12 protein-coding genes and 1 tRNA gene are annotated in these 19465 nt (G+C 45.7%); 2 read left to right on the top strand and 11 right to left on the bottom strand.

From position 1 onward, the window contains the following. Nucleotides 1-346 precede the first annotated feature (346 nt). Both ACO0K8_RS14080 and ACO0K8_RS14075 read left to right on the top strand, forming a co-directional pair. Complete coding sequence (locus ACO0K8_RS14080; RefSeq protein ID WP_422947282.1) at nt 347-937, top strand: recombinase family protein; 591 nt, start codon at nt 347-349, stop codon at nt 935-937. A 10-nt stretch (nt 938-947) separates the two neighbouring features. Next, a complete protein-coding gene (locus ACO0K8_RS14075; protein WP_422947281.1) occupies nt 948-1667 on the top strand; it encodes a hypothetical protein in 720 nt (239 codons plus the stop codon). A gap of 298 nt (nt 1668-1965) precedes the next feature. Here the strand turns inward: ACO0K8_RS14075 and ptuB are convergent, their stop codons facing one another. The 11 genes from ptuB to ACO0K8_RS14020 form a co-directional block, all read right to left on the bottom strand. Continuing rightward, nucleotides 1966-2718 carry a retron Ec78 anti-phage system effector HNH endonuclease PtuB gene (ptuB, locus tag ACO0K8_RS14070; protein ID WP_422947280.1) on the bottom strand — a complete coding sequence of 251 codons (753 nt, stop codon included), beginning with the start codon at nt 2716-2718 and terminating at the stop codon, nt 1966-1968. Continuing rightward, nucleotides 2715-4169, bottom strand: a complete 1455-nt coding sequence (locus tag ACO0K8_RS14065) for an AAA family ATPase (RefSeq protein ID WP_422947279.1) — start codon at nt 4167-4169, stop codon at nt 2715-2717. The genes ptuB and ACO0K8_RS14065 overlap by 4 nt, the downstream gene beginning before the upstream one ends. A 352-nt stretch (nt 4170-4521) precedes the next feature. Continuing rightward, nucleotides 4522-10971 carry an NACHT domain-containing protein gene (locus ACO0K8_RS14060; protein ID WP_422947278.1) on the bottom strand — a complete coding sequence of 2150 codons (6450 nt, stop codon included), beginning with the start codon at nt 10969-10971 and terminating at the stop codon, nt 4522-4524. 360 nt (nt 10972-11331) lie between these two features. Beyond that, complete coding sequence (locus tag ACO0K8_RS14055; protein WP_422947277.1) at nt 11332-12432, bottom strand: hypothetical protein; 1101 nt, start codon at nt 12430-12432, stop codon at nt 11332-11334. Nucleotides 12433-12724: 292 nt separating this feature from the next. Then, nucleotides 12725-12800 (bottom strand) — tRNA-His (locus tag ACO0K8_RS14050). A 372-nt stretch (nt 12801-13172) separates the two neighbouring features. Further along, a complete protein-coding gene (locus ACO0K8_RS14045) occupies nt 13173-13343 on the bottom strand; it encodes a hypothetical protein (RefSeq protein WP_422947276.1) in 171 nt (56 codons plus the stop codon). Between the two features lie 8 nt (nt 13344-13351). Then, nucleotides 13352-14398 carry a tRNA dihydrouridine(20/20a) synthase DusA gene (gene dusA / locus ACO0K8_RS14040; protein WP_422947316.1) on the bottom strand — a complete coding sequence of 349 codons (1047 nt, stop codon included), beginning with the start codon at nt 14396-14398 and terminating at the stop codon, nt 13352-13354. 316 nt (nt 14399-14714) lie between these two features. Continuing rightward, on the bottom strand, nt 14715-15275 hold the full coding sequence (locus ACO0K8_RS14035; protein ID WP_422947275.1) for an FxDxF family PEP-CTERM protein: 561 nt from the start codon (nt 15273-15275) through the stop codon (nt 14715-14717). 302 nt (nt 15276-15577) lie between these two features. After that, a complete protein-coding gene (locus ACO0K8_RS14030) occupies nt 15578-16165 on the bottom strand; it encodes an FxDxF family PEP-CTERM protein (RefSeq protein ID WP_422947274.1) in 588 nt (195 codons plus the stop codon). Nucleotides 16166-16720: 555 nt separating this feature from the next. Then, the gene (locus ACO0K8_RS14025; protein WP_422947315.1) at nt 16721-18139 is read right to left on the bottom strand and encodes a mannose-1-phosphate guanylyltransferase/mannose-6-phosphate isomerase; all 1419 of its coding nucleotides are present in this window, start codon (nt 18137-18139) and stop codon (nt 16721-16723) included. Nucleotides 18140-18164: 25 nt separating this feature from the next. Then, nucleotides 18165-19316, bottom strand: a complete 1152-nt coding sequence (locus tag ACO0K8_RS14020; protein WP_422947273.1) for a sugar phosphate nucleotidyltransferase — start codon at nt 19314-19316, stop codon at nt 18165-18167. Nucleotides 19317-19465 lie beyond the last annotated feature (149 nt).

Below are 19465 nucleotides of genomic sequence, written 5' to 3'. Positions count from 1 at the left end.
ACAAGTCAAAACAAACGATTACCTCCGATGAGTTGGGAGAAAAAAGTACACGCTAATTGGTTGAAAACGCAAGTTATTGTTTGAGAGCATTATGCATTTTGAATGCTCTTCTGTTTTTTGGAAAAGTGCCTTTGACTGTTTGTTGTCTTGTAATTTTTCTGATGCTTTTGAGGTGCGGCAATTTCTTGCCCGTGTCCAAAATCAAGGTCTACAGGTGTCTCAAAACGACCGATTTCCAACACCTTAGTTAGCGACCATAAAATATGTTAATAAATTAGGGGCTATATTAATTAACAGTATGCTACATTCTGACATCGTTTTCTAACATACGATCAAGGAAGTAGAAATGGCAATCTTCGCTTATGGTCGCGTCAGCACAAAAGATCAAACTACAGCAAATCAAAAACTCGAAATTGAGAGTGCTGGCTACAAAGTAGAGTATTGGTTCGCAGACGAAGGCGTCAGTGGAAAAATGCATGCCAGTCAGCGACCACAATTCAAATCCCTGCTTGTGCAGATTAGGGATGGGGAAACCCTCGTGGTTTCCAAGCTGGATCGACTCGGTCGCGACGCCCAGGATGTCGGCAGCACCATTAAGGCATTGACAGCCCGCGGCATTGAGGTAATTGTTCTGCAACTCGGCAAAATGGATCTAGGCTCGCCGGCAGGAAAACTCATGCTCGCTATGTTGGCAGCCGTGGCTGAAATGGAGCGTGATCTGCTTGTGGAACGCACTCAATCTGGTTTGGCGCGGGCAAAGAGCGAAGGAAAAATACTCGGACGCCCGACCAAGACAACATCAGAGCAACGTGCGGAGATTATGGCCAAATATGGGCAAGGTGTAACAATCAGCGAACTAGCCAGACAATACTGCATTTCGCGAGCGTCAATTCTCGCCGTCGCGAAACCGGCACCAAATCAATCATCTGATCATTAGGAAAATTAAAATGTGGATTCAAACTACGCAGGGCACGTTTGCAGTAGCGCGCTCACCCGAGGATGCTGGCAGCGGGATGCTCCGACTTTTATCAAATAGTTATGGCGATCTTCTACTGCTGAGCGACCGACATTTCAATAGCATTGATCCAGTTAACTGTAGCTCCGGCTTCTTCACCCACTACCTACAAGCACCAGAATCTCTGGTTACACTGGTAATTGCCAAGCTTGCTTCAGAAGTCTGGTACACAGAATTACCAGTAGCAATCGAAACCCTAAGCGGATCGAAACACAGTGCAGAGTACTGGAGTATGCACAACAATCTTCACAAACTCCAACCGCAGCAAGAATGCAATGTGGCAGAGCTTAGCGGCAAAGAGCAAGTTATCCTGGAAGTAGGCTGTGAAGGTGGATCGCTATCAATTGGAATGAAAGAAGAAAATGGACAACGAAGTTTTGTCGCTCACATCTTCGATAGCACTCCATTCTTCTTAACCGAAGGAGACGGAGATGGTGTTGTAATTAACAGAGGAAATGAATTTACGCATTGGGATGAGGCTATGGAATGTTTGTCGCAACGTCAATGGTGGAAACTTCATCCACTAGCGGTAGCTCAGCAATTCCGAGGGCTGATCATCGCAGAATTAAGGCAACGTGGCGTTGATCCAACGTGCGATGAATGGTCGCATCTTCTTCAATCGGCTATTGATTTCAAAGATCACAAATATTGAACGACGGATTAAAGTTCAAAATGCGGAAAGTTTCAGCACGTCATATTCATTTTGATTAAACGCGATGCTCCATATTTGCCAACTGTGAATGGAGGTGCTAAACAAAATGAATTTTGCATTAATTATTTTAATCGCATTTTTAACAGTTAATTAAACAAGTGAACAGAACAACCGCAGAGGGCATGCCAGTTTATTAGCATGGATTGCTGCAAAAGGTCCGTACTGAATAACACATCTTCAAAGTATGTTGAATCAAGGTTTTCCCGATGTTCAACAAAACATTTGATGAATATTTTAATTAACCTGTATAACCATTTTGTTGCAATCTATTTTCTGCAGAAATTCCCAAATACCAACGAACACAAGTGAAAAAAGTGGGGTGCGAATTGGTCGTAAATTGTGCATTTGCAACGATATTAACCGCGTCAGATATATCATGCCCGCTAGCTATCAAGCCCGCTATCGCCTCGTTTAACCCCATCATGACTTCCTTCCTCATATTATTTAATCGCTTTGAAGCGAGATTCAAATGAGTAATGCTAGCACCGACTTTTTGCTTTTGCTCTTCTGTACAATTGATTTCGTTCGCAAAAATTTCACCACTCTCTTTATATTGGAATATCGCCGGAAATGCCGGAATATCTGTAAGAGGATTGAGGATAATTCCATCTAAAATTGTGCCTCCCTTAGGAGCATCGCAACAAAAATTCTCTTTTGTGGTAAATCGAGTTGGATCGATGGCTAAGTTTTGTGTTCCTCCGTGGCAGACGCCGAGCAAATTATTCCATTCTAATGCCCAGTTCGGCGGAGGCGTGTGCGGATTTTTCGGATGAAAATGTTCAACTCGAAAATCACTTTCTTCAGAACTGCTTTCCAGTAAATTAATTTCACAATAGGCACATAGTCCACGCTGATCTTGGCGTAATTGTTTGGAAAGATTTTTGTAACGGCTTTTATTCTTTCTAAATTTTTCCCAATCGGCATTTGGTCGCGTGCTGATTAATGCTTTAAGCTGCGCTGGAACAATAGAAGTTTTTAATATTTTTTTCATTTTTGACCTCGCCGAAATGCTCGCATTTTGATATCTATATCAATTCGCGCCAATTCGGCTTCTTTATTTCCAGCCCAATTATTAAGTTTTTCTCTGAGCCTTAATGCGTCGGGTTTATCCCATTCATCATTCTCAACAAGTGACTTATATCTTTTCAATGTTTTGACGATAGGGATTGGGGGGCGAGCGTCCACGTGAAAGATATCTTCTAATAGCTGCACACTCTTAGCTCCAAGTGAAAAATCTGGAATATTCACTAAGGTTTTTTCGAGACTTTTTTCCAAATTCCGAATAGACCTTGCTTCGACAGTAGTAAGAACTTGCGGGCTATGTGTGGTGACAATAAATTGTGCATTTGGAAAAACTCGCCGCAAGTCAGTCAAAATTGTTTGCTGCCAACTTGGGTGCAAATGCAAATCAACTTCATCAATCAACACAATGGCTTCGCATTTTAGTGGATCATTTGTGTTCGACGGCGGATTAGCTTCAACTAAACGACAAGCAAGATCAACGATCATTGCCAGCGTAGTGCGGTATCCATCGCTAAGTTGATCTAAATCGAATGTAATTTTTTGACGAGCATTAAGCTGTTGATCAACCACAAACCGCAATGGCCGTAATAATGTACGTGGGGACTTAAATTTTGGAAAAAAAGCTTCGATTGCCTTCCGAACTACTTCTAATTCTGGATCTTGATAATCGAACGAACGTTGTCGTTTCTGTTCACGATTTTCTTCGGCTTCCTTAGCGTGAAACCATTCAAATACTCTTTTAAAATTCGCCTTTGAATTGAGGGAACCATTTAAACTGTCAAAGCGAGCAAATGCAACTTTGAAATTACGTCTACGCAAAGGCGTATCAAAAACCGCGCGACTAGTGCCGTAATAAACAATGAGTGGCACCAAATAAGGTTTACCTTCATTTTCCGCGCCAGTTAATGCGTCTGCTAAACGAGTGAATGGGGCCAAGCCAAGCCTACCTACCGGTGGATGACTACTAGCAAACTCCGTCCGAGTGGCCGATGTCAGGTCGCGTGCCACTGAACGTGAGACATCGATAGAATACGGTAAGTTTGGTTGATCTTCTAATGCTTTACATTCTGTCTCAATATCAAACTGCCCCCAAATGCGAAATGCAGGTGCTAATTTCCCATTATTTTGAATGCGCAAATCTGAACGACGGGTTCCTAGACCAGGAACTCCCGGTAAACGTTGCAGTAAGTACCCTAACAATTGGGCAATAGCATCAAGAATGCTAGTCTTTCCTAATCCGTTATCTCCCCCGATGACCGTTATGTCGCGCTCAAAACTAATATCCAGTCGATTATGCGAGCGAAAGTTATCAAGAGTTAGACGAGTAATTTTCATAATAAAATAGCTGAGAAAAAATGCAAAAAATAAAAGGAAAGAAAAATTCAAGCCCCAAACCGAAGTATCACTTAGTAAGCTCATTATCACAAGAACCAATATTCACTACATATTATTCAAATATAGATTCACAGGCGCATACCAAAAAAAACGCGAAATTAAACATTCGACAAGAACACCACAAAATCTCGTTTTACAAACAGTAGACACAAAACTGTCATGGATCATTAAGTCAAGTTTGGCTCAGCAATTCACCACCCACTAATTTGAAACAGCCTGGTGAATTTTCCAATCGCTAGTAAAGTTCAGTGCACTGTATGCATTTAGCCAACTAGATATGACAAGGGGGAAGTGCGCACCGACGAGTTAAACTTTCACCAAGCTGCCTGATAATTAATTAGTTGCCTGTTTCTCAGAAAAAGAAAAAACGAATAATCTAATTTGTCACGTGTAGTTTGTTAACTAAGCCGGGGATAAACTCAAAATCCAGCGTTTGTTTAATTCTGACGACCGCAGTTGTATGCCAAAACTCGCTGTCCCGGCTCCCAGATCCTTTGTTGTACCGACGCAATAAGATAAGCACAATCAACTCTGCATCTTGCTTAAGCAGCACACTCTTCAGTAACTCAGAACTACAAACCAACCGTTCGGCGCTAAACGATTCGTCGTCGCGCTCCTGGTTCCGCCCCCAAGCTTCAGAACGGGCCATCATACTTCCTGTTGAATCAGCCCACATTCGTTTGAAAGGATCCACGGCCGTAAGCGAACTGATTGCATTTACAGCTTTCGAAAAGCGAAACCGCCGTACAGCCGAGTTCGCACCGAGTGGGTCAGTTTGATCGAGTCTCGCTTCGGTTGAAGGCCAGACGATCCAAGGCGTATAAGGCGTCTCTTGCGACCGAAAGTACTCATCGCCATCATCGTACCCCTCAATGCTCGGCAACCACGCTTGAAATGGATCTTCCTTAGATAACTTGAGTGCCAATCTTTCAGCCTTCTTAGTTGGTGCCAATGCCGACATAATGTGAATCGCAACACCGTCCTCAGAATGCCAGTCACCAGCAACAACCAGTTCCTTCGCGATAGATGATTCGATATTCAGGAGAGCAATGAGTTTGAATCTATCACCAATAAGTACAAGCCCATTTTCTCCTTTTTCATATAGATTTAAGTGCGTGTCCAGAGGTGGCCGATCGACTCCGTCACTAAGCCACAGCCCGTCATCCCTCGTAAGCAACTCACGTCTTAGCCACTCACGCCATGAGTCTCCGTCGTCATATGGGCGTTGAACGACTGGATACTTAGCTAAGAACTCGCCTGCCACAAAATAGAGTGCGTGCCATGCTAACTGCTGCCCATAGAGGTGATGCTTCGCATTTAACCCTCGAACGCGATCTCTATGACGAAACGACCGTCCGTTGCTTTCATTCATACTTGTAATCTGCGGATCGTACTTCCGGACCCAAGCGACCATGGCATCTTTTATCTCCCACCTTGATCTGTCGAACATGTCGCTCACAGGCTTCACATCCTCCTTGTCAAAATCATAGTCGAGATAAAAATCAGGGCTTGGCTCCGGCATGGATTCAGGACGGCCTTCATAAAAAGAATCGCGGGGGTAGTCTTTCGTTTTTCTTCTCGGGAAGAGCGACTCATTGACCATCTTCAAAGCCTTAACTTCAACGTGAGATAAAACAACACTACCGCTGCCTACACAAATCAACAAAATCTGCGTGGCGAAGTGGCGCAACAGCACATGTGGAGCACTCCCATCTAACGCGACGGCCTTCAATTCTTCCGCATACTTTGCCACATGCAGCGGGAAATCCTTCGCTACTCGTGCAATTGCAATTAGTAGCCAGAGTCGCGCATGAAGAAAGTAGAAAGGAAGTTCCGGCGCCTGGTGCGGACGGGCGTCAATAGAATGAAATCTTCCGATGAGCGAGTCTATTACTTCCCACTTGCCAAACCGTGCTAAGCAACGGACGCTATGGGCGGATCTCCAGCGACACGCTGCAGAAGGCGAACCAAGTGTGAGCCATATCAATCCTGCAGCAATGTCTGTCTCTCCGTTTTTTGGATAGAGATCATTCGTCAAAACTCCATCAAGCACTGTGGAAGCTAGCTTTGCAGAACTACTGTTTAGCAACCTCTTAAGAGCAGCTTGCCCCTCGCCTTCCTTTGTTTTTTCACAGATGATCGCTGCAAGCCCCATCCAAATGGATGCCGGCAAGTGCGAATCCGGCGCTGCGAATATCACGATCAATTCGAGCGCCAATACCGCCATTGAAATGCCGGACAGTTCGGCAACTTCCTTCAATTTAGAACCAGAAAGATAGCCAAAAGTGAGCAAATCATCTGTATGAATTTGGATGAGTGGCACCCCTATATTGTGAAATGCCATCTTCAAGGCGGCTGAAGAGGTATACCATTTTTCCTTACACTCCTTAAGCTCGCGCAATTTTGTATAGATATCGAGAGTCTCAAGTCTCGCTACAATTTGAATGTATTTTGATCTTTCAGAGAACTTAATCTTTTTTCGTATACTCTCAAAAAATGAGTGCTTCAGATCATAAATGTTTTGCAAGTCGTTCAGTGCATCGATTGCTAGGGTGAGTGAAGCCTCGTCAATAGGGTCTGTTTCATTCTCAATTTTCAGCAGCGTTTCACGATTTCTTTCATCTTGTTCATTCGATTTATCTGTGAGACGGTAATCTTGGGCGCCGTGATAATTTCGGTTCCCATTTCCCTCATGCTGAAGCGTCTTAAACTTTGGCACGGCGACGGACAAATAACTTATCAGCTCCGAGTCCTTGCCTAGCTCGTGCTCGGCTATCTTATGGAGCGTTGCAAGCGTACTAGGCGCCAAGACGCCGGTATGATTCTGTTCAAACTGTGACATCAGTTCGACAAACAGTTCCTTCGAATTCGCATACTGTTTACCTGCGATTACCTCCGCCAATTGCTCAGTGCCACAAACATACAGTTCTGCGGGATCAGATACACGAAGCAGCGCTAGGGCTATGGACGGGTCTATCTTATCCTGCTCGACAAGAGCAGTAAGATAAGGCAACAAAGTATAATCCAGTGATATTTTTTCACGATCGTGCCATCTCCCGAGTTTTGCAAGCGTTCTACATCCGGAAGTCCGGGCCAATCCTTTTGCGAACGCCATCCAGGGAAATTTTTCCTCTTCAAATGGCATGTTGAGTTCGCAAATATTTGAAAGCGTATGGAAATCTGCCTCCTCCAATTCATCACCTCGCAACTCTGCCGAAAAATGCAGCAATTCATTCGTGAACTGATAGTCACCTGAACCTATGACGTCCATCTGCTCCAGACCGGCTCGAAAATAAGATGCTGTCTCGTCGCAGCTTGCTGGCAAAATCGCCCTGGACAATTGGGCGAATAAAGAAGCTCTATTGCCGACTTCATCCTCGCGCTCAATCATTGCCTTGACCTTTAGTGCAGTCGTTCCCGCCAGTTCGTGAAGATCAGGTCTCTTCGAAAGAATCGCGATGATCTCGACAAGCGTCGATGTTGGCACAACACCGTCTTCGCTTACCTGAGTCACGAATGCAACCACGGAAGAAGCGTTAAGATCGTCGCGCGACCAGAGAGAAAAGATCAGAAACTGCCGACCCAATTGATCAAAGAACAGATTCGTTTCATGAGCGTGTGAATAACGTTCCTGCTTTTTTCTGAGCTTCATCCACACATCAATCAGTTCTCGAAATGGCTTTTCGCCCTCCCCAGCAATTGAGGAAAGCACTGCTGTAAAAGCCTGGACAATCTGAAGCAATGGCTCCAGTCGCTCATCTATAAAACGCTCCGCGTCTCTCTTGGTTTCGTAGCTTATAGGTTCAATCCCATCCGGCTGTTCTTGCTGTGATTTGAGGTGCGCCTCCAACTCATCCTTGATTGCCTTCCGAAAAACCTCTCCCATTAAACCATTCGGAACACGCCCACCAAATTCAACGAGTTCCTGCGGCAGTAGACTGCGCTCTGTAAGAGATTGACGCTCTACTGCGGCGAGAAGCGCCGTATGGATAAAAAAAGGAAACGCCTCCTTATTAGAAAACTGATCCATAAAAGACCAGAGCCGAGGCCTCTCGTGCGAAATGGTAGCTGCTATCGCTTGTGCCTCATCGTACATTTTCATTGTGATCGCGATGGCCACGACCTTTAAGATACCGTCCTGAACGCGATGAACTCTATCCGAGTGATAGTCTCTATTTGTTTCGATGACCTTTTTCTTTTTGCAGACTTTGGCAAGTTCACCAATGAGGCGGCGACGAAGCGCATTGTCGAGCTCCATGAAAGAGAGGGCCGCCGCGAGAACACCAGGCTGCAATTTCAATAATACAAGGAAACGTTGAATATTGCCTGCCGGGATGGTTTCCATAGTTTGCGCTTGATGTAGAAGTGTGAAGATATATTCAGCGACTTCATATGCATACCAGTCTTTCCATCCCTTCATGAAATGCGCAGCATCACGCGCTCGATCTTGGGCGATAAGACATAGGGGTATCGACGCGATGTCAACTCTCTCTGGCCCGCCCCTGTCTCTGCGGTATTCGTCGTTCTGCCGATAAAAGTGACGAGTCCATTCCTCGGCGCTTACAACATGGCGACAAGCGTTACTCAAGTCACCTGACAATACACTTGCAATTGTAAGCCGCGCGTGACGAGTTCCTGGCCATTGAGTGCGCGTCTCGAAAAGCCGTCTAGTCGCATCGATATCGTGAGACGCAATAACTAGATCGGGATTGTCCAACACATAATCCGTACCACGCTGATTGCTGGCGGCAAGAGTTGATAGCTCGACCAACAAGTGAACCAACCGATCAAAATTTTCTTTTCGCGCAGTATGAAGAACAGCGGCTTTCAGTCTCGCGTAGCGTATGTTCTGTTTGCCAACGGTGCTCGTGATCGCAGCTGGAAACCGCTCATCGAATGCCAGTTCGAACAGTAGCTTCTCGTCATCAAGCTTTTGAAGCAAACCTGGGAGCGCGCTCGCCGCATATACCGACGTTCCTTGTTTCTTGAAGATGTTTTCGGCGAGTGCGCGCAGCGTGTCCGGATCTGCCGCGTAGACTTCGCGCACAAGCGTTTCTGTGGGTTCATCGCGGAACATCAATCCATGCCTTGTCTGCTCCAGCAGAGGCGCCAAGTCAGCCGCGAAGCTTTTTACGGCACTGAGATCCATGTCGTGTGCGTCTGCGTACTCGTCGAGTGGCACCGGCGGCGGCAGAATAGATAAACCGGCGAGAAACGCGTTGATGTCATGTTCCTTGTAGCCGCGTTTCAAAGCATCACCGAGGGCCTTCTGAATTCGCGCCTTTAGAAGATCGTCCAGCTTTATTATGTTGTTGATTTCCGATGGTTCAAGCAACCCTCTATCGCTAAGCGCAAGGTGTTCGAGTATCCGGGGTATTCCTTCCGATCGTGAATAGGCGACCTGAATTTGTATGTCACTAACAGTCGGAATACGCGCGCGAAGATACGTTTCAGTTTCTGCGGGGTTGAATGGTTTTAACTCGAATTCTTCACATGGAATGTCGCCTTTAGAAATATTGCGACGATATGTTCTACAGCTTAAGATGAGCTGAACCCCGGCAACCGGGCCGCTATGGTGAAAGCTCTCCAGCAAAAGTTTAGGGAACGACAACTCGCCTTTGTCTTTCGCATGCTCAGCGGCGTTGTCTATCGCATCTATGAATAGCAGTAGCTTTTGCTCGGACGACGCTCTCCGCAAGGTAGCGACAGCCTGTGCGAGCCGAACACGAAAGGCCTTGACAAGCTCTTCCACGTTCTCGTTGATTGGCAGAAGTGGGTCGCATAGACCATCGCACGCAAGGTTGTTGATGATGTGAATTAGGCCGCGCTTTGGAAGGTGCCGTGCATCTTCCGGCGCACGATATGCGCCACCGCCAAAGCAATCAAACAGAACGACTTCATGGGTTCCGCTTAAGACCTTGGCGAGACTTTGAAGAAAGACAGTTTTCCCCATACCGCCATCCGCGTGGATCAGAAGCGGTCGATCCAAGTTAGGAATCCTGTTTGCGACGGTTGATAGCTGTTCGCGCTCAACGACCGTTCCGACTTCCGGAAAACTTGCAGGGCAAGGGAAAAGGTCATCGGAGCTTTGCAACTCTAAAGCGTCAAAAACGTCCGTGCGCGTAACAACGTTTCGTCCTTCACCCACTAAGCCAGCCTTGTCCCGTAACAATTGCCTTAAGTTGCCCAATCTGGCCCGCGCCATTGCGTCCGGAGCAACAGACCAATCCGCCAGGATGCGAGAAAGGTGTTGTTTGTTTTGCCTGAGGTTTCCAACCAGACCTGTGATCTTTACTTTCTTTGCAAATTTGGCGAGTGCTTCACCTTTAAGCCCGCACGCGGACGAAAACTGAGTAGTTTGCTTCTTGGCTTCTCCGCTCAACACCTCGCCAGAAGCAATAGCATTTATTGCATCTACAAATTCACTGTAGATGGGCCTGTTTGTTATAAGTTCGAACGTGAGCTTCGCCTCCACATCATTCGCGTCATGCATCTTCAGGTAACTGTCAAAAGCTGCCGCGAACTTGCAAATCGTCTTCTTGGCATCGCTAGCACGGAACGGGACGGTTTCCGAGCCTTTGGAATATTTGAGCTGAACAATGACGAGTGAATTAGCTTCATTAAATGTCGGATGTTTCCCGTAGTACAAAGCAAGATCCGCAATCTCGACTGTTTTTGCCGAAGCACCTTTTTGGTCGGCGGGCGCGAGCCCTTCAACTGCAATTCCTACAAGACCATCAATCTGCATAACGAGTTGCAGCGCCTTGCGCGCGGCCCAAGCCTCATGAAATTCGTGACCATCGCGTGAAGCCCTTGTTTTGTCCATTTTCAACCAGTTAGTGTAATAAGTATGAATTGAGCCTCAAGTCGCTCAACCGGACAAGAGATCAGGCTTAGGGCAATTGGGCTAAGTCATTACTAATTTAATCTCAGCGAATGCTGGTATTGGCGTCATATTTGACGCAAAAATACATACGCACAGTAGCATATTGGAAAGAATTAGACGGCACAATCAAGCGGAACGCTGCATTTTCGTAGACCTACCGTTTACAGCTCAGTTTTCGAGAAAAATTTTTACGGTCGACAGGCACTAAATTGATTCCCAAATAGCTTAATTATGTTGGTCAATTTGCATAATCAAAAATCGTCTGGTGTGATGCAAAATCAAGTTTTTCACAAACCCAATTTAGCAAGCGCCTAAGTGTTCCCCCACGTCTTTGAATCGTTTCAAATCGAAAAAAGGATGTCCATACAAGTAACTAGGTGAGACGGCGTCTTTCTTTTTGTTTGGTGCTGAATGCTCATGAACGGGAAAAAATTTCAGCTCCGCATGGTCAGGTGCGCAATCGGAACGATACCGTTCATCTTTCACGCCTGGCTCATACAGCATATATGCGAAATCACTAAATGATGAAAGACGTAAAAGCCACTTCCAGCCACTTTCTAATTCTATCCAGATATGCCATCCTCGTTCCCTTTTCTCGACTTTTCCGATGACACCACCTAACTCAGCGGCCACTGTTGTAGAAACGAGCGGGATAACGTTATCTGGAATAAGTGGTAGTTTTTCGAGTTCATCCCATTCAAGTTCAATGCCAAATAGCGAAGCAAAAAACATAAAAATACTAGGATGTCGTTTAGCATCATCAAGATGGGTACTGCAAACCGGAAGTTGAACCATAAACGCGTTGTCGATATTTCCGATAGTGGTGGCGGCATAACACTTTGCTGCGTCACCGCAAACCACGCAACCAGCTCCTTTCGAAAAAATCATTGCCCGATCTACGCTAGTGTTTGCCATTCGCCCAGTTACCAGTTCTGTGGGTAATTCTGTGGCTTTGATCATGTAGTTATGCCACACATTGAAAATATATCGATTACTTGGCGTATCTAAAATCTCGTACAAAGTTTCTTCATTGGATAAATTTAATGTTCGTTCTATCGAGGTGGGTGGCAATTGAACCGTGCCGTTTGGTCGGAATCGATAAGTCCTAATGCATCCACAATCGGAAGTCTGAGGAAAAACTAATACGATCGAAGCCTGATGTCGAATAAAATAAATTTGATCGCAAGCCTCTGCAAGACGGAACCAATACTTTGCGTTGTAAGTGCAACATTCGATAATAAACGGAAGTTGCCGCTCCATGAAATCGAAATTTCTGAACGCTAGCGATGAAACGCGAGCTTCAATAATTGATGCGGTCACGTCTGGCTCTGCTAAAGGTGTAAGCGCGGAGTCAATATTAAATAATGGATATTGTGATGTATGCATTGGAAGACCGCCCATCGTTGAATCTTACTTATGAAAAATTCTCAAAACCATTCAACTTCAAATCTATCGTTAATGCTAGCGAAAAAATCGAAAACGTTGCGTTTTGGCGGACAGTCACGGTTCAATTAATTTAAATCTTTAACGTCAAATTCACCAGATGCTGAAGTTAGTACGCTTGAAAGATATAGAGGGGGAAGCGACGAGTGAAAAACCTACACAGTGCCTACACAAAAAATAACTGACAACAATAAAACAAAAAAGGCTACAAGCCTAAGCTTGTAACCCTTTGTTTTTCCTACATATTCTGTGGGGTGATCGATGGGGCTCGAACCCACGACAACAGGAATCACAATCCTGGACTCTACCAACTGAGCTACGACCACCACTGAAATCTCTCAATCGCACTGCAACTGAGACACAAATTATACGAGTGCCTGGGATTTTTGGCAAGCACTTTCTACTTTACTTGCTTTTGGAGCACGTCCCCTCATTCTTCCGTGAAAAAAAACCCACGATGCGTGTCGTGGGCTGAACTCACTTCAAAAGCGAGATGAGGGGTCGTGCAATGAAACAGGATCAGTATATGGCTTGCAGCTCCTGATCGTTAGCACATTTACACTTATTTACGAATTAACTGGAATGGAAACATTCACCCGCCCTCAATTCGGGATGTTCAAGTGCATGTATTTTTCTGACATTATTTTCCATTTTCATTTCATGAATCTCTGCCCTTCCTGCAACATTCGTATGCACGCTTAAAAGACGCCCGCAATTGCTGGCTTGTACTTGAAGAAAGCGCCTGTCGCCCTCTGTTGAGGTACGGTAGCTCTGGCCCATTCCTCGGTGACGACGACCTCTGCATGTAGCGTTATAGAAAACAGCAAATTGCTTACGGCAAGAATAAAACGATTAACTTGTTTCATCATAGCTTACGCTAAGTGCTTAAAGTTTGATGAGGTGGGTGCGTGATCAAATGCATTTCGTGATCCTGCGCAGATTGTTCAACGCGTAACAATGCGTCCAGCAAAATATCAGGATTGCCTAAGGCTAATTTTTTGGTATCTGACAGGGTTTGCCGAAAGGCGCGTGCACCTACCATGCCCATGGTTAACCCCAGCATATGACGGGTAATGCCATTTAGCTTGAGGCCCCTCCCATCCCGATAATGCACAATCAACTGCTGTCGAATATACGGCAACATTGCACGTATTACTTCCTCCCGAGTTTTGACAGGACTATCGTCGCCATAATAACGCGCATCAAAATTGGCCATCAAATAGGGGTTGTGATAGGCCTCACGTCCCAGCATCACGCCATCGACATGTTGTAAATGCAGATCAATTTCTGCTGTCGTTTTGATGCCGCCATTGATAAGAATTTCCAGTTGCGGAAAATCCTTCTTTAACTGGTAGGCATAGTCATATTTAAGCGGTGGAATTTCACGATTTTCTCTCGGAGTAAATCCCTTTAAAATGGCATTACGCGCATGCACCACAAAGGTAGAACAACCGGCATCAGCCACCGTTCCGACAAAATCACGCACAAAATCGTAAGATTGCACATCATCAATACCGATACGGTGCTTGACCGTAACATCAATACTCACAGCATCGCGCATCGCCTTGACGCAATCGGCAACCAAAGTAGGCTCAGACATCAGGCAAGCACCAAATGAACCTTTCTGCACGCGCTCTGAGGGGCAGCCGCAATTAAGATTAATTTCGTCGTAGCCCCACTGCTCACCCAGCTTGGCGCTATGCGCCAACTCTGCAGGATCACTACCGCCGAGTTGCAGAGCAACCGGATGCTCCTCCTGATTAAAATCAAGCTGACGCGCTACATCGCCGTGCAACAAAGAACCAGTCGTTACCATCTCGGTATATAGCCAGGTATGGCGACTGATGTGTCGATGAAATAAACGACAATGCCTATCACTCCAGTCCATCATTGGGGCAACAGATATTCTTCTGGACGGCTTGATTGTGCCGCTGGCTTTGGCAACTGGAAATATGAGGTTTTTCACTTTAATCCTGATTTACTAACACTGAGCACAATGTCGATCCCATAGCGATGACTTAACTACTGTGCGGAGGGAACGTCGACTGGCGAAAGCGACGACATAAGTGTCACTTTGTAAGGGAGAGCAGTTTATCAGTAAATTGACTAAGCCCAAAATACCAGGGCTGAACAGAAAGGGAGAAACGTGCTTTTAAATACAAGACTAAAACTGGCTCAATAAAAAAGAGCGCCGCAGCGCCCTCTTAATACAACAACTACCGCCAGCTATTAATTAGCAATTAAGCCAAAAAAGTAGATGCGGATTTTTGACGACGGCGGCTGATTGCACCGATTACGCCCAAGCCAGCTAACAGCATTGCGTAAGTTTCAGCTTCTGGCACTGGAGGAGTCAGGCTAGCAACATTTAGTGACAATTTATATTCGCCTGAATGGAACAATGCGCCATTCGCTTTACCAGAGATATTCGCGAAATAATTACCTGCAGACAAAGAACTGAAAGAATTGTCCAAACCTAGGCCAAGCAGATGAGTATGCGCAGCATCAGAATACAGAGAAAAACTCAGATTTTTGATGTTAACCAAATCAAACAGACCGAAGAAAGATACTTTCTTGTTCTCGGCTTTTGTACCCAAATCACTTGCATTACCTAAAGTGAATTTGAAATCATCTGAAAATTTATTCTGATGAATCGCGGTATAAGTTGTCGTGCCCTCAGCCAAAGTACCAAGATCAATCACTGGTGCCGCTTGCGCAGCCGCAGAGATAGACAAGCCCGCTACCAGAGACAAAGTGCCCAGTAGTTTTGGTGTAGCAGATGCTACGGTATTAAATACGCTCATATTGTCCAACCTTAAAAAATTTATTAAACAATTAATCCTCAACACCATCCGCCAAAAATCAGCAAAAATCAGCATTAACAATTAACACGGTACAACTGCTACTATTTTAAGCTTTTTAGTTATCCAAAAAGCCATAAAGTGTTACTAGATGTAAGACGATGAATACGCCATTGCCCTACGGAACATCCCCTCTTGCAACACTCCTTTTTTGTCAATCAAATGAATGGTTAATTATTTATTTGATAACAAATTTTTCAAAAAAATGAGGCTCTTCTAGCCTCATTTTTTTCGCTTCGCTTTTATTAAGCGGCAAAAGCAGATGGTCCAACATTTTTACGGCGACGGCTAACTACAGCGATCAAACCCAAACCAGCCAGCATCATTGCATAGGTTTCTGGTTCTGGAACAGCAGAGACGGTCATGCTACCAGCATAAGTGCCGCCACCAATGCCATATGCATTCCCTTTGATGTCGACATGGTAATTACCCGCAGCGACTTTCAAGAAGTCATGATCCAAAGCAGAAGAAGAACCAATTACCAAGGTATTAGGTTGACCAAAGAAACCCATCGATTGTGAATTTTTTCCCGCGATATCATGGAACAACTCAAACGACAGACCAGAAATATCTTTCTTAGCGGTCTTAGGAAAAGAGATCAGGCTAAATGACAGGTCGCTTGTACCGCCGAAAGAAAAACTAAATGTGTCGGAAAAATTTCCTGACTTGGAATAAGAATTGCCGAAGCTGAAGCTGCTCGAATCATTTTCAGCTACGGTTAATTTGATCACGCTAGCATTCGCAGCGGCAGAGATCGACAAACCGGCAACAAGAGACATAGCGCCCAGAAATTTAGGAGCCAGGGATACAGTTGATTTAATTAATTGAAACATTGATATAACTCTCTTAAAAGGTGGACGGTGAGCCACACATATGTGCGAGTTCAAATTGATCATTTTGAACAGTCAATTAATTAACAATTAATTAACGTAATAAAAATACCCAAACGCATACTATCATGCGAATAAATTATCGTATTTTCAGAGTAGCAAGTTTACCGAATAATTCTCTTGCTTTTTACGATTTCTTGAAAAAAAATTCTTTGTGGAAATTTTTTTGTCAAATTTTACCAATAAATCAATACCTTAAGCCATTTTTGCAGCGCACAAAAAAATAAGACTTTTCAGAAGAAAATTAAACTCAGGGAATAAAAATAATATCTAAAAATTAATTAATCCGTTTGTTTATTACTACACTCATCAACATCGGCACCAGCTAACTGATTCAGCGCTAATTCTCTGTTTCGATGTAATTTAGCTTACGAGTAATTTATGTCTGCATGATGACATAAAAACCTTTTTTTCAAAAAAAACACGCTTTTGCTAAAGCGTGTTTTTAAAAGATAACCTTACGAAGTCACCGATCGCAGTGGACTTGCCATGTGTAAATTAATTGCGTTTATAGATATCTTCAAAACGTACAATATCATCCTCACCCAGATAGCTACCGGACTGCACCTCGATTAAATGCAAAGGTAGTTTGCCCGGATTCTCCAGTCGATGTGTCTGGCCGATGGGGATATACGTCGACTCATTTTCGGTGAGCAATTTCACCACATCACCACAGGTAACACGTGCGGTACCACTGACGACCACCCAATGCTCGGCACGGTGATGATGCATCTGTAGCGACAAGATCTGGCCTGGGTTCACCGTAATCCGCTTTACCTGAAACCGGTCACCAACATCAATGCCTTCGTAACAGCCCCAAGGTCGGTACACCTTGGTGTGGTTGATATGTTCGCTGCGTTTGTTTTTCTTCAGATGATCAACGATCTGTTTCACCTTTTGCACATCATCCTTATGCGCCACCAAGACCGCATCCTTAGTTTCTACCACCACCAGATCACTCAGCCCTATCACTGCCACCATACGACTTTCGGCGCGCACCAAAGAATTGCTGACATCGTCAAGATAGACGTCGCCGCGCAGCACATTGCCTTGTGCGTCGGCGGCCTGCACTTCCCATAAGGCCGACCATGAGCCGACATCGCTCCAGCCTATGTCGGCAGGCACCACGACCGCATGCTTGGTATGCTCCATTACGGCGTAATCGATAGACTCGGAGGGGCAGGCAGCAAACGAGGCTTCGTGCAAACGACAAAAATCCAGATCACGGTAACCGTCTTCAACCGCTTTTTTCGAACAAGCAGCGATATCCGGGCGCAAGCTGCCCAATTCATCCAGATAACGGGCTGCGCTGAATAAAAACATGCCGCTATTCCAGAGATAACTGCCTTCAGCGATAAATGATTGTGCGGTTGCCAGATCAGGTTTTTCGACAAAACGCGCCACGCTAAAACAGCCTTGCGCACTTGCCAATGCATCGCCACGGCGGATGTAGCCATAGCCGGTCTCAGGGCCAAATGGCACGATGCCGAAAGTAGCCAGAGCACCAGTATCGACAGCAGCAGCGGCACGGGAGATCGCCGCATGAAAAGCTGGCACATCAGTAATCACATGATCAGCCGGCAGCACCAGCATCACAGCCTGCGGATCTATCGCCAGTAAATAATGCGCCGCAGCGGCCACTGCAGGAGCGGTATTGCGCCCTTCTGGTTCTAACATGATGCCGATAGGCGCAATACCGATTTCACGCATTTGCTCGGCGATCATGAAGCGATGCTCGTTACCGCACACCAGTAGCGGTGGCATCATCTGCAGGAAATTCTCCAGTCGCAAAGCAGTTTCTTGCAACATGCTCCGCTCGCCCACCAGAGCCAGCAACTGCTTCGGCAAGGCTGCACGTGATAAAGGCCATAAGCGGGTACCAGAACCACCAGAGAGAATTACCGGATATATCTTCATGTTCATACGCCCTATTTCGCCATCGTTAAGTTGCTTTCACTAACTCATCGGCTGTTTCTGCGCGTGGAGTAAGCCGGCGGTCGCGCGCATTGCCCCACTTCTTATTCACCAGCTCAGACAGATGCACCATCGTGCCGCTACGGTCTACACTATATTCTTTAAAGACGATTTTTTCATCCAAATGTGCATTGTCCGAGATCCGCGTGTATTCAAACAACACGCTACGCACGATCTGGGCACCAGCACAGATATGGCTGCCATGCCCTATCCAGGTCGGGCCGACGATCTTGCAACCGGCCTCGATATGCGTTCCCGCACCGATGTAGACCGGGCCTTCGATGACGGTACCTTCCCAATCAATGCGAGTATTCAGGCCGACCCAAATACCATCGTCGATTTGTACTCCGGGGATAGTCATATTGGCCAAACCGCCGCTCATCATGCTTTGAGAGACCGACCAAAAATCTTTCACGCTACCGATATCGATCCAGTTAAACGTGCGATTTTGCGCAAAAAACGGTATACCTTTTTCTACCAACAAAGGGAAAAGTTGCGACCCGATATCAAACACCGTATCGGCCGGAATCAGATCGAGCACGGCTGGCTCAAAAATATAGATACCAGTACTAGCATGATTGGACAGAGCCTGATCCTGCTGCGGTTTTTCCTGGAAAGCCTGAATCCGGCCATCCTTGTCTGTCACCACCACACCGTAGTCCGAAACCTTATCCCAAGGTACTTCTTTCGTGATAATACTGGCCAGAGCGCCCTTGCGCTTATGTTCGAACAAGGCCGACTGGATATCCAGATCGATCACCGCATCGCCACACATGACGATGGTGGTCTCATCAAAGAAGCCGCCAAACTCTTGGATTTTTTTCATGCCGCCGGCGGATCCTAAAGGCTCAGGCACGACCTCGCCCTCGTCATTGGTATAGCCCTCAAACGAGTAGCCAATCTGCACTCCAAACTGGTGACCATCTGCAAAATATTCTTCTATTTTCTCGTGCAGATAGCTGACATTGACCATGATATCGCGCACGCCATACTTGGCTAAATGTTCGATCAGATATGCCATCACCGGCTTACCCAAAATAGGGATCATAGGCTTAGGCAGATCGTAAGTCAGGGGTCGAACGCGAGTACCCTTACCTGCCGCCAAAATCATTGCTTTCATCATCATCCTTAAAATCTAGTAGCGCTTTACTGGCGGGAGATCAGCCGGTAAATTTAAAATTACTTTTCAAAACAGCCTGGCCCAATGCACATAGCCCATGCGGGTTTCAGGCCATGCAGCGCCAGCAGCCGCACGGATACTGCGTCTCC

Origin of the sequence: Undibacterium sp. Ren11W (assembly GCF_049340485.1) — a bacterium.
Taxonomy (GTDB): domain Bacteria; phylum Pseudomonadota; class Gammaproteobacteria; order Burkholderiales; family Burkholderiaceae_D; genus Undibacterium.
This window is presented reverse-complemented; position numbering and strand designations above follow the sequence as displayed.

Bases quoted from the DNA above. Each gene is read 5' to 3' on its own strand.
- ACO0K8_RS14080 (WP_422947282.1), top strand. From the start codon at position 347: ATGGCAATCTTCGCTTATGGTCGCGTCAGCACAAAAGATCAAACTACA.
- ACO0K8_RS14075 (WP_422947281.1), top strand. From the start codon at position 948: ATGTGGATTCAAACTACGCAGGGCACGTTTGCAGTAGCGCGCTCACCC.
- ptuB (WP_422947280.1), bottom strand. From the start codon at position 2,718: ATGAAAAAAATATTAAAAACTTCTATTGTTCCAGCGCAGCTTAAAGCA.
- ACO0K8_RS14065 (WP_422947279.1), bottom strand. From the start codon at position 4,169: ATGAGCTTACTAAGTGATACTTCGGTTTGGGGCTTGAATTTTTCTTTC.
- ACO0K8_RS14060 (WP_422947278.1), bottom strand. From the start codon at position 10,971: ATGGACAAAACAAGGGCTTCACGCGATGGTCACGAATTTCATGAGGCT.
- ACO0K8_RS14055 (WP_422947277.1), bottom strand. From the start codon at position 12,432: ATGGGCGGTCTTCCAATGCATACATCACAATATCCATTATTTAATATT.
- ACO0K8_RS14045 (WP_422947276.1), bottom strand. From the start codon at position 13,343: ATGATGAAACAAGTTAATCGTTTTATTCTTGCCGTAAGCAATTTGCTG.
- ACO0K8_RS14035 (WP_422947275.1), bottom strand. From the start codon at position 15,275: ATGAGCGTATTTAATACCGTAGCATCTGCTACACCAAAACTACTGGGC.
- ACO0K8_RS14030 (WP_422947274.1), bottom strand. From the start codon at position 16,165: ATGTTTCAATTAATTAAATCAACTGTATCCCTGGCTCCTAAATTTCTG.
- ACO0K8_RS14025 (WP_422947315.1), bottom strand. From the start codon at position 18,139: ATGAAGATATATCCGGTAATTCTCTCTGGTGGTTCTGGTACCCGCTTA.
- ACO0K8_RS14020 (WP_422947273.1), bottom strand. From the start codon at position 19,316: ATGAAAGCAATGATTTTGGCGGCAGGTAAGGGTACTCGCGTTCGACCC.